Source organism: Micromonospora sp. WMMD1219 (genome assembly GCF_049315215.1).
GTDB classification, from domain to species: Bacteria; Actinomycetota; Actinomycetes; order Mycobacteriales; family Micromonosporaceae; genus Micromonospora; species Micromonospora tulbaghiae.
Genome location: NZ_CP186057.1, coordinates 2,453,200 through 2,467,707, shown reverse-complemented (window position 1 = coordinate 2,467,707; position 14,508 = coordinate 2,453,200). Strand labels below are relative to the sequence as shown.

The 14,508-nt window shown below is 70.6% G+C and carries 18 protein-coding genes and 4 tRNA genes; 5 read left to right on the top strand and 17 right to left on the bottom strand.

The features are described 5' to 3' along the window. Position 1: 1 nt before the first annotated feature. From rplA to ACN27C_RS11775, 16 genes are all read right to left on the bottom strand, one after another. The gene (gene rplA, locus ACN27C_RS11850; RefSeq protein ID WP_013288646.1) at positions 2-718 is read right to left on the bottom strand and encodes a 50S ribosomal protein L1; all 717 of its coding nucleotides are present in this window, start codon (positions 716-718) and stop codon (positions 2-4) included. 83 nt (positions 719-801) lie between these two features. Then, a complete protein-coding gene (gene rplK, locus ACN27C_RS11845; RefSeq protein WP_018784542.1) occupies positions 802-1,233 on the bottom strand; it encodes a 50S ribosomal protein L11 in 432 nt (143 codons plus the stop codon). A 187-nt stretch (positions 1,234-1,420) separates the two neighbouring features. Beyond that, positions 1,421-2,143: a transcription termination/antitermination protein NusG gene (gene nusG / locus ACN27C_RS11840; RefSeq protein WP_073828961.1), complete on the bottom strand. Its 723-nt coding sequence runs from the start codon at positions 2,141-2,143 to the stop codon at positions 1,421-1,423. A 35-nt stretch (positions 2,144-2,178) separates the two neighbouring features. Beyond that, positions 2,179-2,571, bottom strand: coding sequence for a preprotein translocase subunit SecE (gene secE / locus ACN27C_RS11835; protein ID WP_120573078.1), 393 nt, complete (start codon positions 2,569-2,571; stop codon positions 2,179-2,181). Between the two features lie 214 nt (positions 2,572-2,785). Then, positions 2,786-2,858, bottom strand: a tRNA-Trp gene (locus tag ACN27C_RS11830). 127 nt (positions 2,859-2,985) lie between these two features. Continuing rightward, positions 2,986-3,378 (bottom strand): MaoC family dehydratase, encoded by a 393-nt coding sequence (locus ACN27C_RS11825; RefSeq protein WP_030269317.1) that lies wholly within the window; start codon positions 3,376-3,378, stop codon positions 2,986-2,988. Positions 3,379-3,382: 4 nt separating this feature from the next. Next, positions 3,383-3,829: a MaoC family dehydratase N-terminal domain-containing protein gene (locus ACN27C_RS11820; RefSeq protein WP_120573077.1), complete on the bottom strand. Its 447-nt coding sequence runs from the start codon at positions 3,827-3,829 to the stop codon at positions 3,383-3,385. Between the two features lie 122 nt (positions 3,830-3,951). Then, on the bottom strand, positions 3,952-4,119 hold the full coding sequence (gene rpmG / locus ACN27C_RS11815; RefSeq protein ID WP_013288652.1) for a 50S ribosomal protein L33: 168 nt from the start codon (positions 4,117-4,119) through the stop codon (positions 3,952-3,954). Between the two features lie 130 nt (positions 4,120-4,249). After that, a tRNA-Met gene (locus tag ACN27C_RS11810) sits at positions 4,250-4,322 on the bottom strand. Positions 4,323-4,347: 25 nt separating this feature from the next. Beyond that, a tRNA-Thr gene (locus ACN27C_RS11805) sits at positions 4,348-4,420 on the bottom strand. A gap of 96 nt (positions 4,421-4,516) precedes the next feature. After that, positions 4,517-7,039, bottom strand: coding sequence for a putative bifunctional diguanylate cyclase/phosphodiesterase (locus tag ACN27C_RS11800; protein ID WP_422751163.1), 2,523 nt, complete (start codon positions 7,037-7,039; stop codon positions 4,517-4,519). Between the two features lie 50 nt (positions 7,040-7,089). Next, a complete protein-coding gene (locus tag ACN27C_RS11795) occupies positions 7,090-7,227 on the bottom strand; it encodes a hypothetical protein (protein ID WP_162959301.1) in 138 nt (45 codons plus the stop codon). Between the two features lie 422 nt (positions 7,228-7,649). Beyond that, entirely contained in the window at positions 7,650-7,907 is a 258-nt protein-coding gene (locus tag ACN27C_RS11790) for a hypothetical protein (protein ID WP_422751162.1), read from the bottom strand. A gap of 63 nt (positions 7,908-7,970) precedes the next feature. Next, positions 7,971-8,330 (bottom strand): hypothetical protein, encoded by a 360-nt coding sequence (locus ACN27C_RS11785; RefSeq protein WP_357896522.1) that lies wholly within the window; start codon positions 8,328-8,330, stop codon positions 7,971-7,973. 184 nt (positions 8,331-8,514) lie between these two features. Continuing rightward, positions 8,515-9,021, bottom strand: coding sequence for an HNH endonuclease signature motif containing protein (locus ACN27C_RS11780; RefSeq protein ID WP_357896932.1), 507 nt, complete (start codon positions 9,019-9,021; stop codon positions 8,515-8,517). Between the two features lie 134 nt (positions 9,022-9,155). Continuing rightward, positions 9,156-9,239, bottom strand: a tRNA-Tyr gene (locus ACN27C_RS11775). A 147-nt stretch (positions 9,240-9,386) separates the two neighbouring features. On the opposite strand from ACN27C_RS11775, the gene ACN27C_RS11770 reads away from it, so the two are divergent. The 5 genes from ACN27C_RS11770 (at position 9,387) to ACN27C_RS11750 (ending at position 13,108) form a co-directional block, all read left to right on the top strand. Then, positions 9,387-9,881 (top strand): YajQ family cyclic di-GMP-binding protein, encoded by a 495-nt coding sequence (locus tag ACN27C_RS11770; protein WP_121686212.1) that lies wholly within the window; start codon positions 9,387-9,389, stop codon positions 9,879-9,881. Between the two features lie 233 nt (positions 9,882-10,114). Beyond that, the gene (locus ACN27C_RS11765; RefSeq protein ID WP_422751161.1) at positions 10,115-10,558 is read left to right on the top strand and encodes a YunG family protein; all 444 of its coding nucleotides are present in this window, start codon (positions 10,115-10,117) and stop codon (positions 10,556-10,558) included. Positions 10,559-10,678: 120 nt separating this feature from the next. Continuing rightward, positions 10,679-12,040, top strand: coding sequence for an MFS transporter (locus ACN27C_RS11760; protein ID WP_422751160.1), 1,362 nt, complete (start codon positions 10,679-10,681; stop codon positions 12,038-12,040). Between the two features lie 65 nt (positions 12,041-12,105). Then, complete coding sequence (locus tag ACN27C_RS11755; protein WP_120573070.1) at positions 12,106-12,612, top strand: SigE family RNA polymerase sigma factor; 507 nt, start codon at positions 12,106-12,108, stop codon at positions 12,610-12,612. Next, on the top strand, positions 12,593-13,108 hold the full coding sequence (locus tag ACN27C_RS11750) for a hypothetical protein (RefSeq protein ID WP_121686195.1): 516 nt from the start codon (positions 12,593-12,595) through the stop codon (positions 13,106-13,108). The genes ACN27C_RS11755 and ACN27C_RS11750 overlap by 20 nt, the downstream gene beginning before the upstream one ends. A 4-nt stretch (positions 13,109-13,112) precedes the next feature. Here ACN27C_RS11750 and ACN27C_RS11745 read toward each other — a convergent pair whose 3' ends face one another. Continuing rightward, positions 13,113-14,372 carry an MFS transporter gene (locus ACN27C_RS11745; protein WP_121686196.1) on the bottom strand — a complete coding sequence of 420 codons (1,260 nt, stop codon included), beginning with the start codon at positions 14,370-14,372 and terminating at the stop codon, positions 13,113-13,115. Positions 14,373-14,508: the final 136 nt, after the last annotated feature.

Sequence of the window (14,508 nt, the reverse complement as noted above, 5' to 3'; positions counted from 1 at the left end):
CTCAGCCCTCGGCCGAGCCCTCCTGGAAGTTCTTCACGACCTTCGGGTCGACCGGGACGCCCGGGCCCATGGTGGTGGTGAGGGTGACCTTCTTGAGGTACGTGCCCTTGGCCGCGGACGGCTTGGCCCGCAGCACCTCGTCCAGCACCGCGGCGTAGTTGTCCACCAGCTGGTTCTCCGAGAAGGAGGCCTTGCCGATGATCAGGTGCAGGTTGGAGTGCTTGTCCACCCGGAAGGTGATCTTACCGCCCTTGATGTCCGAGACGGCCTTGGTGACGTCCATGGTCACGGTGCCGGTCTTCGGGTTCGGCATCAGACCGCGCGGGCCCAGGATCCGCGCGATCCGGCCGATCTTGGCCATCTGGTCGGGCGTGGCGATCGCCGCGTCGAAGTCCAGCCAACCGCCCTGGATACGGGCGACCAGCTCGTCGGTGCCCACCTCGTCCGCACCCGCGGCGACGGCCTCCTCGGCCTTCGCGCCGGCGGCGAAGACGATCACGCGGGCGGTCTTACCGGTGCCGTGCGGCAGGTTGACCGTGCCGCGGACCATCTGGTCCGCCTTGCGGGGGTCGACGCCGAGGCGCATCGCGACCTCGACCGTGGCGTCGAACTTGACGTTGGTGGTCTCCTTGGCCAGCTTGACGGCCTCGACCGGGGTGTAGAGCTTCGACCGGTCGATGACGTCCGCGGCCTTGCGGTAGCTCTTGCTGCGCTGCATTTCTGGTGACTCCTGTGGTCTCTGGCGGGCGCGCGTCACTCGCGGCCCTCCCACGAACAGATCGGGTGGAGCGGGTACCGAGGTCAGTCGGCGACGGTCAGGCCCATCGACCGGGCGGTGCCGGCGATGATCTTCTCGGCCTGGTCGATGTCGTTGGCGTTGAGGTCCGCCATCTTCTTCTCGGCGATCTCACGCAGCTGGGCGCGGGTGACCGAGCCGACCTTCTCCTTGTGCGGGACGCCCGAGCCCTTCGGCACGCCGGCGGCCTTGATCAGCAGCCGGGCGGCGGGCGGGGTCTTCAGCACGAAGGTGAACGTGCGGTCCTCGTAGACGCTGATCTCGGCGGGGACGATGTCGCCCCGCTGGGACTCGGTCTGCGCGTTGTAGGACTTGCAGAACTCCATGATGTTCACGCCGTGCTGGCCGAGCGCGGGGCCGACCGGCGGCGCCGGGGTGGCCTGGCCCGCCGGCAGCTGAAGCGTGAACGTCTTGACGAGCTTCTTCTTCGGAGGCATGTCTCTTCCTGGGGCTTGGAACTGGGATTCTCGCCGGTCCGCGGGCGCGCACGGTCAGCACGGTGCGGACAGCCGACGTTCTAGGGTAGCGCAGCCGTCGGCCACCCTCCGCGCCGAGGTCGGCGGATGGCGAAACGGCGCACCGGCGGCCACCCCGGAAGGGGCGGGCCGCCGGTGCCGACGTACGTCAGATCTTGGCGACCTGGTTGAAGTTCAGCTCGACCGGGGTCTCCCGGCCGAAGATCGACACCAGCACCTTGAGCTTCTGCTGATCGGCGTTGATCTCGCTGATCGTCGCCGGCAGCGACGCGAACGCGCCGTCGGTGACGGTGACGGAGTCGCCGACCTCGAAGTCGAGGACCTTGACCTCGGGCTTGGCCTTCTTCTGCTCGGTCTCGACCGCCGGTGCCAGCCACTTGAGCACCTCGTCGAGGCTGAGCGGCGCCGGCCGGTCGGCCCGGTCGGTCGCGCCGACGAAGCCGGTGACCCCCGGGGTGTTCCGGACGCAGGAGTAGGACTCGGCGGTCAGCTCCATCCGGACCAGGATGTAGCCCGGGAAGACCTTCGCCTGGACCTGCGACCGCTTGCCGTTCTTGACCTCGACCTCTTCCCGGGTCGGCACCTCGACCTGGTAGATGAAGTCCTCCATGTCGAGGGAGGTGATCCGGGTCTCGAGGTTGGTCTTGACCTTGTTCTCGTAGCCGGCGTACGAGTGCACCACGTACCAGTCGCCGGGCGCGTAGCGCAGCTTCTGGCGCAGCTCGGCGACCGGGTCGAAGTCCTCGTCCGGGGCCGGCTCGGTGGTCGGGAACTCCGGCTCGCTGGCGGCCTCGACCGACTCGTTGTTGGCCGCCGTCGCCACCGTGGACTGCTCGTCCGGGGTTCCGGCGGTCTCGTCGTACTCAGGCACGCTCGCTCACTTCCGTCAGTATCGCTGTCCGCAGGTCAGCTGGACTCGCCGAAGACCCACAGCACCGCCTTGGCGAAGCCGTAGTCCAGGCCGGCCACGATCGCCAGCATCACCGCGACGAAGGTGACCACCACGGCCGTGTAGGTCAGCAACTCCTTGCGGGTCGGCCAGATGACCTTACGCAGCTCGGCCACGACCTCGCGGAAGAACCGCGCGATGCGGGCGAACAGCCCGATCCGCTCGGTGTCCTTGCGGGTCTTCCGGCCCTCGGCCGGCTCGGCCTGCGCCCGCTTACGGGTCGCGGTGCCACCCCGGGAGACCGGCTCGTCCGCGTCGGTGGCGTCGTCGTCGGCCACGTCGTCGACGGTCGCGTCGTCGTTCAGACGCTCGTCGCCGTCGTCCTCGCCGCGGCGCTTGCTCTCGGCCACTTCGCCCTCCGTGCGGGATATGGGGTCGCACGCCGGGCGGCGTGCGCGGCGTGTTGGTCACGCCGGCCGGACCAACCGTCCCGCGACGGGCCGCGGCCGGCGGACCGGCCGGGAGGGCCCGAACGCCTCGGAACCACCCCACCGGTGCCACCACCACGGGCCGGACGCCACCGGTGAGGGCGGCGCGACCCACGGAACGGTCAGGCCTGAGGCGCAGGGGTGACAGGACTTGAACCTGCAGCCTGCGGTTTTGGAGACCGCTGCTCTGCCAATTGAGCTACACCCCTGTGCGGCAACTCACCTCCGCCCGGACACGTTGTGCCGAGCGGGGGTCACTTGCCCCACGGCGGACCAGTGTACGGGTAGTCGTGCGACTTTCCCAACCGGTCTGCCCCTCGCGCGTCGGGCGGACCCTCAGCGCGTCGTGCGGATCAGCGCCCGAGCCTGCGACAGCACCTTCTCACCCTGGCAGGTGGCGGTGATGTCGAGCCTGGTCAGGCCCTCTTCGGTGACCTCCTTGACGACCGCTGACACCTCGATCTCGGTGCCCTCGTCGGTGTCCGGGACGACCACCGGGCGGGTGAACCGGACGCCGAAGTCGACCACCGCGTCCGGCGCGCCGGCCCAGCCGGCCACCGCCCGGCCGACCAGGGCCATGGTGAACATGCCGTGGGCGATGACGCCCGGCAGCCCGACGCCGGTGGCGGTGCGGTCGCTCCAGTGGATCGGGTTGAAGTCGCCCGAGGCGCCCGCGTAGCGGACGAGGTCCGCGCGGGTCACCCGGTACGTCTGGGTGGGCAGCTCCATGTCCTCAGGCCTCCCCGCGTACGACGATCTTGGACCAGACGGCGACCACCGGCTCACCGTCCACCGTGCTCACGTCCGTGCGGGTGGTCAGGAAGCCGTGCCCGCCCCGGCTGGTGACCTCCTCGATGGTGCTCACGCACACCAGCTCGTCCCCGGCCACCACCGGCCGGGTGTACGCGAACCGCTGGTCGCCGTGCACCACACGGCTGTAGTCGACGCCGAGCGCCGGGTCCTCGACGATCTGCCGGCTCGCCGCCATGGTGACGACCACCGGGAAGGTCGGCGGGGCCACCACGTCGGCGTGGCCGAGCGACCGGGCCGCCTCCGGATCGTGGTGGGCCGGGTCGGTCGCGCCGACTGCGGCGGCGAACTCACGGATCTTTTCTCGGCCCACCTGATAGGGGGCGGTCGGCGGGTACGTCCGGCCGACGAAGGACGGGTCCAGGGACATGCCGCCGAACCTACACGGAAAACACGAACGCCGATCCGCCCGGTCGGGCGACCCGGAGGCCACCCGTCAGGGGCGAATCGGCGTTCGAGAAAGCTGCTGCGAGCCGGCTGCGCCGGCCGCGATCAGCGGGTCTCGCGGTGGACGGTGTGCTTGCCGTCCCGGGGGCAGAACTTCTTCAGCTCGATGCGGTCCGGGTCGTTACGGCGGTTCTTGCGCGTGATGTAGTTGCGCTCCTTGCACTCCACACACGCCAAAGTGATCTTCGGCCGAACATCGGTCGCCTTCGCCACGGCGGAGTGCCTTCCTCGCTCACGGAACAACTACAGCGCGTCAGCCTACGCGCTGACGACGCGGACATGCAAAGTGGGCGCCTGTGGCGCCCGTCCCACCGGCCACCGGGCTGGGCCCGGAGGACGAGAGTAGCGGTGGCCGGACTTGAACCGGCGACACAGCGATTATGAGCCGCTTGCTCTGCCATCTGAGCTACACCGCCGTGGCGGGTCCAGCCGGACCCTCTGAGCCCCCTTACGGAATCGAACCGTAGACCTTCTCCTTACCATGGAGACGCTCTGCCGACTGAGCTAAGGGGGCCTGCTCGATCACCCCGGGGGGTGTCGCGCAGAGGAAACAGTACACGACCGCGTCGCGCAGGTGAAATCGGATCCCCCAGGTGCGTGTCCGCCCTGGTCAGGGCACCACTCGCAGGCGCGGCAGCTCCCCCGCGACCACCGTCTCCGGGTCGACCTGGGCGCCGAACCAGGCCTCCAGCCGCTCGTACGGCAGAGGGCGGCTGAACAGGAAGCCCTGGCCGATCTCGCAGCCGATGTCCTGGAGCAGCTCCAGCGTCAGCTCGCTCTCCACGCCCTCGGCGACCACCGCCAGGCCGAACTGCTGGGACAGCGTCACCACCGCGTTGACGATCGCCAGGTCGCCCGGATCGGTGGCCATGCCCTGCACGAACGACCGGTCCACCTTCACCTCGTGCACCGGCAGACGGCGCAGTTGCGCCAGCGACGAGTTACCGGTGCCGAAGTCGTCGACCGAGAGGCGGACACCGAGGTCACGCAGGCTGCGCAGGGTCGGTATGGGACGTTCGGTGCCGTCCAGGACACCCGCCTCGGTGACCTCCAGCGTCAGCCGCTGCGGCGGTACGCCGTACTCGGCCAGCAGATCGCGTACGAGCGCCGGGAAGTGCTGGTCGGTGAGCGTACGCGCGGCGAGGTTGACCGCGACGGACAGCGGCTGTTCGCCGTGGCTCCAGTCGCGGCTGCGCCGCAGGCTCTCCCGGAGCACGAACTCGGTGAGCCGGCCGAGCTGGCCGGTGTGCTCGGCCACCGCCACGAAGTCGTCCGGGGCGACGCTGCCGTGCGCCGGGTGCTCCCACCGGGCCAGGCACTCCACGCCCACCAGGCGGCGGTCCCGCAGCGTGACCTTGGGCTGGAAGTAGACCTCCAGCTCGCCCTCGTCCAGCGCCCGTTGCAGGTCGCCGGCGAGACCGAGCCGGCGCAGCGACCGGGACTCCAGCGCCGGGCTGTAGAGCTGCACGCTGCCCGGTACCGACTTGGCCGCGGTGGCCGCCAGGTCGACGCGTTGCAGCAGCGCCACCGCGTCGCTGCCGTGGTCCGGGTGGACGGCCACCCCGACGACCGTGTCCACGTCCAGGGTGAGCGCGTCGAAGACCATCTCGTCGCGGATCTGCTCCCGCAGCTGGGCCGCCAGTTCCAGGGCCGCCTCGGTGCTCTCCAGCCGGAGCGTCACCAGGAACTCGTCCCCACCGGCCCGGCCGACGAGCGCCGAGGAGGGCGCGCAGGAGCGCAGCCGCTCGGCCACCTCCATGAGCACCTTGTCGCCGGCGGCGTGGCCCAGCGACTCGTTCACCTGGCGCAACCGGTCCACGTCGAAGAGCAGCAACGCCACCACCTCGCCCGGGGCGCGGATCTTTACCGCCTCCGCCACCGACGAGGTGAGACGCCGCCGGTTCGGCAGCCCGGTGAGCGCGTCGTGGTCGGCGTCGTGCCGCAGCCGGTCGACCAGGCGGGAGTTCTCCAGCGCCACCGCGGCGTGCGCGGCGACCGTCTCGAAGACGGGGATGTCGCCGGGGGCGAAGTGGCCGATGTCGCTGAGCCGGTTGGTCACCTCCAGCGTGCCGATCACGGCCTGGCCGGACCGCAGCGGCACCACGATGGCGTCCTTGACCCGCTCCTCCCCTGCGGCCTGCCGCAACGCCGGATCTCCGCCGAGCCAGCGGCCGATCGAGAGGGTACGACCCTTCTTGTGTACCTGCTGGCGCAGGCTCGCCGGGGTGGGCGCCAGGTCCAGCAGGCCGGGCGTGTCCACCCGGGCGGTGAGCAGCACCTCGGGATGCCGCCCCTGGGCGGGCAGCCAGAGCGTCGCGTACTCGGCCTGCATCAGCGCGCGCACCCGGTCGAGCAGGATGTCGGCGAGCGACCGCTCGGTGCCGGAGGCGAGAAGACGGGTGAGCTCGTACATCCCGGCCAGCGTCCGGTGCTGCCGGAAGAACTGGGAGTAGGAGCGGTAGACCAGGACCAGGCCGCTGAAGAGGGCGGCGAGCAGCAACGCCGACCACCACGTCGTCTTCAGGGCGATCAGGACGAGCAGGCCGATCGCCACGTTGATGGCGGCGGTGAGCAGAGCCGTCGGCATGCTGCGCAGCGCGTCCCGCCCGGCCTGCCAACCCTGGAGCAGCACGTGCACACCGACCACGCTCACGAGGCTGACCAGCGTGACCACGCAGACGGCGAGGAAGAGGGAACCCCACGTCCCCGGTCCGACACCGCGCAGCGGCGGCAGTGCCAGGAGTACGAGGCCGGCCAACGACGTGGCGGCGGCGGCCTTGGCGACGTTGAACCAGAGCTTCGCCGCACCGAAGCGATGCGAGGCGCTCCAGATCAGCACCGAGAGTGTGTAGATCAGGACGACACTCAACGGGGGCAGGAAGTAGAGCGCCACGATGAGTGGCACCTCGGTGAGCGTCACGCCCACCGACTGACGCCGGACGTAGACGTTCAGCACCGCGAAGCTGATCCCCGCCATGACGACGAAGAACACGAAGGCGAGCGGCCACTTGCCGAACGGTTGATCGGCAACCAGCGCGACGCAGGTGCTGCAGACCACCGCCAGCAGAGCCAGAGGGGCAGTGACGAGCCAGGCACGTTCCGTCGACCTACGAGGTCGGCCCTGGCCTGCCATGCCCCTCCTACCCGAGACGCCGTCCGCCGGGCGGCGGACGGCTCGATGATTCAGCGTGGGGCGTCCATCGTCCAGACGATGTCGGCGAGTTGCGCGCTACCAGTGCCGGGGATGATGCCGAAGGCGCCTGCGATGGCGGCGAGCACGAGGAGCGAGCCAAACAGCCGGCCCAGCGTTCGACCAGACATGATTGCTCCTGTCGGGAGATTGCCACAGGGATGGTGAAGGTTTCCCGATCGTGCCACAAGCCTGAGGGGCAGAAAAGCGGAGAGGGCCCGCCCAGCCCGAGTAGCTGTCAGGTTCCGCCGTTCGGCCCGGCTACCCACGACACGCAGCCAGGTCATGGGGGTGAAGGGACGTCAGCCGCTTCGTCCATTGCGGATTCCCACCTTCACCCACGAAGGGGATCAAGTCACGCGAAACCCCACACCACCAACCCTGGGTCGCCCGGCCGGCTCGACCTGGCCGATCCGTCCGGTGGGTTGCCACCGGACCCGCGGGCATTGACCACCATACCTGCCCCTGTCATGAACGCCAGAGGATGATTCCCTCATTCACGCCGGAACAGCTCAGGGTGCACCAGGTGGCCACCAGGGCCCTTCGGCGTACGTCACCTGAGCATGTCCGCCACGCCGGTGTCCGGGTCGACCGCCACGCTGAGCTTGAAGTGTCCCCGGGCTCGGGCCTCGCCACGGGGGACGAAGTCGACGACCAGCAAGCGCTCGGTTCCGCGGAGTCCTCGCACCTGCGCTTCGTACGGCTCGGAGATCTGCCAGTCGTCGAGCTGGAACCCGCCTCGGAGCTTGCCGGCGCGCATCCGCCTGGTGAACTCGGCGGCCGCCAGCACCCGAACCTCATCCTGATCCACGACCCAGTATCGATCTACCGGCCCGTCCGCCGGAGGACGCGGCCCGGCGGACCGGTCGCGCGGCTACTGGCCGAAGGTGTACCGCAGATTCGCGTTGATCAGCTCGTTCAGCCGCTTACGCAGATGCCCGAGCAGCGAGGGATCGGGTAGAGGCTCAGCGAACAGCAGCGTCCACCGAAGCAGGGTGCCTTGATGCCCGTCGGACGCGAGGTCGAAGCGCACCTGGGCGTCGGGTCGCTTCGACCACAGCGATGACCAGACGACCAGGTTCGGGCGTTCGCGGAGCAGGATCTGCGGCCGCTGTTCGTCATCGAGCAGCTGCAGCCACGGGCGTGCCGGATCACGGTCGGGCTCGGTCAGCGCCTCGAAGACGACGGCCGGCGGAGGCGCTTGACCGCGCATGCGGCTGCCCGCTTCGATCATGGCTCAGCTTAACGGCGCAAGCCGACAGGGCTGACGAGTGCTCCACGTCTTGAACGAGAATGGCCCCGGAGCGTGCTCTCGCAGCTCACGGGGCCGTTCTTGCACCTGGTGGCGGGTAGAGGGATTCGAACCTCCGTCCGGCGGCGCAGCCTGGGGCGGCCTACCGGCGCCAGACATACCCGCCCTATTCCAGGGGCACAGCGCCCGTCCACTTGGTGACGAACTGGCGTCCAGACTCCGTGAGTGCATAACGCTCCATCACGTCCATCCCGAACATCTGCACTTGTGCGCCAGGACGAGGGATCTTGACCAACAATCCGTCCCGCACCAAGTAGCTGATCAGGATGTTCAAGCTGCCATGCAGGTCGATCTGGTTAGCCGCTGGATTTTCAGCGAAAGCCGTGAGGATTCGACGCTCAAGATCCCCGTAGCGGCTGTTCAGCAGCGCCAGGTTCGCCTTGTACTGAAGCATTGCCTTCCGGTCGATATCTCCCCGGTCAAACCTCGTGTGGCAGGTCGGGCAGAGCGCGATGATGTTGCCGAAGGTGTGCTCCTGGACCTTGCTCCAAGGCTCGATGTGAGCCAACTCGACCGGCACTTGGCGGCAAGTTGGGATAGCACAGCGATGTCCGGCCTCGACAAGGACCTGGCGCTCAAGCTCCCGCGGTATCGCGGGCCTTCCAGCAGGCATGTCATGCCCCCCATCGGCGTGCCCGCTACGAGCCCGATCGGGCAGTCGATCAGCGGCAACAGCGTTCACCAGCAGCAGGAGACAGCAAAGGCCCCCGACTCGCGTTTCCGCAGGTCAAAGGCCTTGCCAGTCCCTGGTGGCGGGTAGAGGATTCGAACCTCTGTAGCTTTCGCGACGGATTTACAGTCCGCTCCCATTGGCCGCTCGGGCAACCCGCCAGGGCACACCACCGCGTCGCAACGCGGCGGCGGAAGCAAGGATAGCGGTTGCCCCCGGCACTGCCGCAACCGGGTACCGTCAGGAGGTCCCACGCTGGTCAGCGCGGGACGGACCAGGACAGACCGCCGGACAGCAGGAGCATGAGCATGGCAGCGAACCCGTCGTTCGACATCGTGAGCAAGGTCGACCGGCAGGAGGTCGACAACGCCGTCCGCCAGTCGGAGAAGGAGCTCTCGACGCGGTTCGACTTCCGCGGCACCGGCGCCGAGATCACCTGGTCGGGAGAGGAGGCGATCAGCCTCCAGGCGGAGACCGAGGAGCGGGTCCGAGCCGCGCTGGACGTCTTCAAGGAGAAGCTGGTCAAGCGGAACATCTCGCTGAAGTCGCTCGACGCAGGTGAGCCCCGTCAGTCGGGCAAGATCTTCAAGATCGATGCCAAGGTGGTGCAGGGCATCGACTCGGACAAGGCGAAGGCGATCAGCAAGAAGATCCGCGACGAGGGCCCGAAGGGCGTGCAGGCGCAGATCCAGGGCGACCAGCTCCGCGTCACCGGCAAGAAGAAGGACGACCTCCAGGCCGTCATCGCTCTGCTCAAGGGCGAGGACTTCGGGCTGGCGCTCCAGTTCACCAACTACCGGTAAGGCTCGACCGCCCGGGCAGGTCAGGGCATCGGTCACGCCATCTGGCCTCGCGGGTCTCGTCGCCACTGGTCGTCGTTCGTCACTACTGTGTGGCGACCGACGGCCGGGCGGCGACCCCGCACCACCCGCTCAGGTAACCATGAACAAAGCCGGCGCCGGACACCATTTGATGAGCGCCCGCTGGCGGGGATGTTCCTTGACTCTCGACCCGGTCGAGGGCCGACCCTTTCTGGATGACGCCTCAAGAGCCCGCCCAACGATCAGTCCCTCTCGCGATCGACCTGGAGATGCTGCGGCCGGTACTGCGCAGCGGCTGGGGAGCGGACACCTGCGACCCACACGATGCGCAGGATTGGCACGCCGGCAACCCGGCCCGTGGTCAGTGCGGAGTGACCGCCTTGATCATCCAGGACCTGCTGGGCGGAGAGCTGATCCTGGGCGAGGTACTCGCCGGAGACGTCAAGATCGGCTACCACTACTGGAATCGGTTGGCCGACGGTCGCGAGGTCGACCTGACAGCTGACCAGTTCCAGCCGCCGGAAGTCGTCGTCGGTGGTCAGGTCCAGCAACGCCCGCCGGGCCCACCTCGGCGATGCCGCCAGCAGTACCAGATCCTGCGGCACCGCGTCTTCGCAGGCCTCTACGGCGGCGAATCAACGCGACCCGCTCAGCCTTGACGGCGACGTCGGCAGAGACCACGGTCCAGCCACGGCCGGCGGGCCGCAACGCCACGGCCGTCTTCTGCCGTCAGGCAACTTCCTTGGGGTACGGGCCGGGCGTGCGGTCGGGTGGGAGCCATGACGCTCGCGATGCTCCTCCCCTACCGCCCGGTGTTCGGTCAACCGGTACTGCGCCGGCTGCTCCCCGGCCTCGCGACCTCCGCTCTCGGTGACGGGCTCGCCCTTGTCGCGGTGACCTGGCTTGCTCTGCAACTCGCACCCGACGGGCAGCGGGGCACCTGGACCGCGTTCGCGGTGGCGGCGTACACGCTGCCGGGTGCGGCCGGTACGGTGCTGCTCGGCCGGTGGCTGGGGGGACGGAGCGGGGCGCAGCTCGCCGGCTGGGACGCGACGGTGCGAGCCGCCGCGTTGGGGGCGATCCCCGTTGCCCACCTCGCCGGGGTGCTGGACGTCGGTCTGTACGTCGCCCTGCTCGCGGTGTCCTCGCTGCTGCACCCGTGGGGCTCGGCCGGCCGGTTCACGCTCGTGGCCGAGCTGCTGCCGCAGCGGCACCACCTGGCCGCGAACGCGCTGCTCGGGGTCTTCGGCCAGGCCGCGACGATCGTCGGCCCGCCGCTGGCCGGCCTGCTCATCGCCTGGGTGGGCGCGGTCTGGGTGATCGCCGTCGACGCCGCCAGCTTCGCCGTGCTGGCCGTGAGCTACCGCCTGGTCGTCCTCGATCGAGAAGCCGCGGCCGGCCGGTACCGGAACGGCCCGGCCGGGGCGGGGCCCTCGCGTACGTCGGGATTCCGGATCATCGCGCGGGACCGGTCGCTGCTCGGCCTGCTGTCGCTGTCCTTCGCGTTCTCCTTCCTCTTCGGACCGTTCTACGTGGCCATGCCGGTGCACGTCACCGACGACCTGCGCGCCTCCGCCGGGACGCTCGCGGCCTACTACACCGCGTTCGGCGTCGGCTCGCTGCTCGGTGGACTGCTCACCGGCCACCTGCGCGGATGGCCGCTGCGGACCACGCTCGCCGGCATCGTCGCGCTGTTCGGCGCCGCGCTGCTCCCGCTCGGCCTGGGCGCGCCGGTCGTCCTGTCGCTGCCCGCGTTCGCGCTCGCCGGCCTGGTCTGGGCGCCCTACCAGCCGACCGCGACCGCGCTGTTCCAGCGCCGCGCCGGCACCGTGGACCTCCCCCGCGTGCTGGCGGCCAACGGGGCGGTCACCGTGCTGGCGGTGCCGCTGGGCACGATGCTCGGCGGTCCGGCGACCGCACTGCTCGGGGCACGCCCCACGCTCCTGGCGTGCGCGGTGACGATCCTCGCGCTGGGTCTGGCCGCCGCGACGGCCGCCGCACGCCCGGGCCCCGCAGCGCGGAACACAGAGCGGACCGGGCCGGCGGGCCCGCACGACCCGCAGACGACAGACCAGCTCGGACCGCACGACCCGCCCGCCCGGGTGGACGTGCCGGATCGGGTACGACCCGGAGCGACCTGATCCGCCTGCAACCGCCGGAGCCGCATCGGGGTGTCGTGTGGTGAGAGCGGACACGGGAGGTGGGCATGGACGGCCCCGAGGACTTCGACGCCTTCTACACGGCGACCGCGCGGCGGGTCGTGCACCACGTCTACGCGCTCTGCGGCGACCTGGCCGAGGCCCAGGACGTGACGCAGGAGGCGTACGCACGGGCCTGGCAGCGCTGGTCGCGCGTCGGGGCGTACGAGGATCCGGAGGGCTGGGTCCGGACGGTGGCCTGGCGGCTGACCGCCAATCGGTGGCGCGGCCTGCGGCGCTGGTTCGCCGCGCGGGCCCGGTTGGGCCGGGAGGCTCCGGCGCCTGGGCCCAATCCGGACCGGGTGGCGTTGCTCGCGGCGTTACGCCGGCTGCCCGAGGCGCAGCGGCTGGTCGTCGTCCTGCACCACCTCCACGATCTGCCGGTGGCGGAGATCGCCCGGACCACCGGCATGCCCGAGGGGACTGTCAAGTCGTACCTGTCCCGGGGCCGTGCCGCGCTCGCCGTTCTACTGACCGACGACAAGGAGGAAGTCGATGTCGGCACGCATTGGTGAGGCTCTGCGGGAGTTGGAGCAGGACATGACCGGGCTGCGGCTCAGCCCGGCGGCCGAGGTGCGCGCACGGGGGCGCGCCAGGAGCCGGCGACGGGCCACGGTTCTGGCGGGGGTGGCCGCGGTGACTGTCACCGGCGGCGCCGCGACCATGGCGACGCTGTCCGGACCGGCGGCGCCGATGCCGGCCGCCGGCACCGCGGCCACCCCGTCCGCAGCGGCGTCGGTCGCGTGCCGGGCCGACCCTCCGGTACGCCTGGACGTCGTCTTCCGGCCGGGTGCCGGCACGCCGCAGATCGGGGAGGTCGACTACCGGATCGGGCAGGCGCGCGGGGACACGGGGCTGCGCTGCGGTGGCAGGACGGTCGCGGCCCGGCCGGACGGCGACGGCCGGGTGGTCCTGTCGGTGCTGCTGGCGCAGGGTGAGGACCCGGCGCCGATCCGGGCCGCCGTGGAGAAGCTGCCCGGCGTGGAGCGGGTGGTGACCGCGGGCGGGTGAGCGGTCAGGCGGCGAGCGTCTGCTCGGCGCGTACCGCTGTGGCCTCGGCCCGGGCGATCGGGCCGCCGGGCAGCGCGGCGACCGCGGCCCCGACGGCGACCGCCACCCCGGCGAAGACGAACGCCCACGAGACGCCGCCGGCGTGGTCGATGATCAGGCCCGCGATCGAGCCGCCGGCGGCGCTCGCCGCGACCGACATGGTCACCACCCAGGTGTACGCCTCGTTCAGCATGCCGGCCGGGGTGATCCGCCCGACGAGCGTGTTCTCCAGGGTGAGCGCGGGAGCGATCGCCGCTCCGCCGAGCACCAGCGCGACGCCGAGCGCGGCCGGGCCGGGCATCACCGCGAAGACGGCGAAGCTGGCCGCGACGGTGCCGAGCAGGAGAGCGAACTGGCGGGTCATGTTGGCGGCGGGTTTGCGTACGCCGAACCAGAAGCCACCGATGGCGCTGCCGATGCCCCAGACGGCGAGCAGCACGCCGGCCAGGCTCTCCGGGTCGTCGGCGCCGGAGTTCCCGGCGAAGGCCGGGACGATGACGCCGGAGGCGCCGAACGCGATGCCGAGGCTCGCCACGCAGAGCAGCAGCGCGGGGAAGCCGCCGAGCCGCAGCGGGCCGAGGCCCCGGGCGTGGTGCTCACGCGCGTGCGGGCGCCAGCCGCGCATGACCCGGCCGAGCGCGACGGTGCCGGTGCCGACCAGGGTGACCACAGCGGCGCCGACGAGCGCGGCGGCGGCGTCGGCGAACAGCACGAAGCCCGCCACCAGCAGCGGGCCGATCACGAACACGACCTCGAACAGCGTGGTCTCGGCGGCGAGCGCGGTGTTGCGCAGGTGTGCCCGGCCGGTGGCGGGGGCGGTGAGGTCGTTCCAGGCGCCCCGGATCGCGGCGGTGAGCGGCGGGTACGTGGCTCCGGCGACGCCCGCGCCCAGATAGATCAGCCCGAGGTTGCCGCTGTCGGAGCGGGTGGCGACGAGCAGCCCGATCAGGGCGAACGGGTGGGCGAGCGCGGTGACCAGCAGGACGCGGGCGGGACCGACCCGGTCGGCGATCCGGCCGGCGACCGGGCTGAGCGCGGCGCCGGAGAGCGCGTAGATGCCGCCGGCGACGGCGGCCAGGGAGTACCGGCCGGTGACCTGCTCGACGACGAGCAGCAGCGCCAGCGGGGTCATGCCGATCCCGAGCCGGCCGATGATGCCGAGGATCAGCAGCATGGGCGCGCCGGGGATCCGCCAGACGCCCTGGTACTGGCGCAGTGCGGCCACTGTGTGCACCTCCGGGAGTAACGAGTGAGTCAGCCTCCGACCCTAACGCCCCTGCTGACCGGGACGGTGGTCGAGTCGGTCACATCGGGCTCCAATGCGGGGCTGCCTTACCCGCCGGGAACGAGTAGGTTCGGTG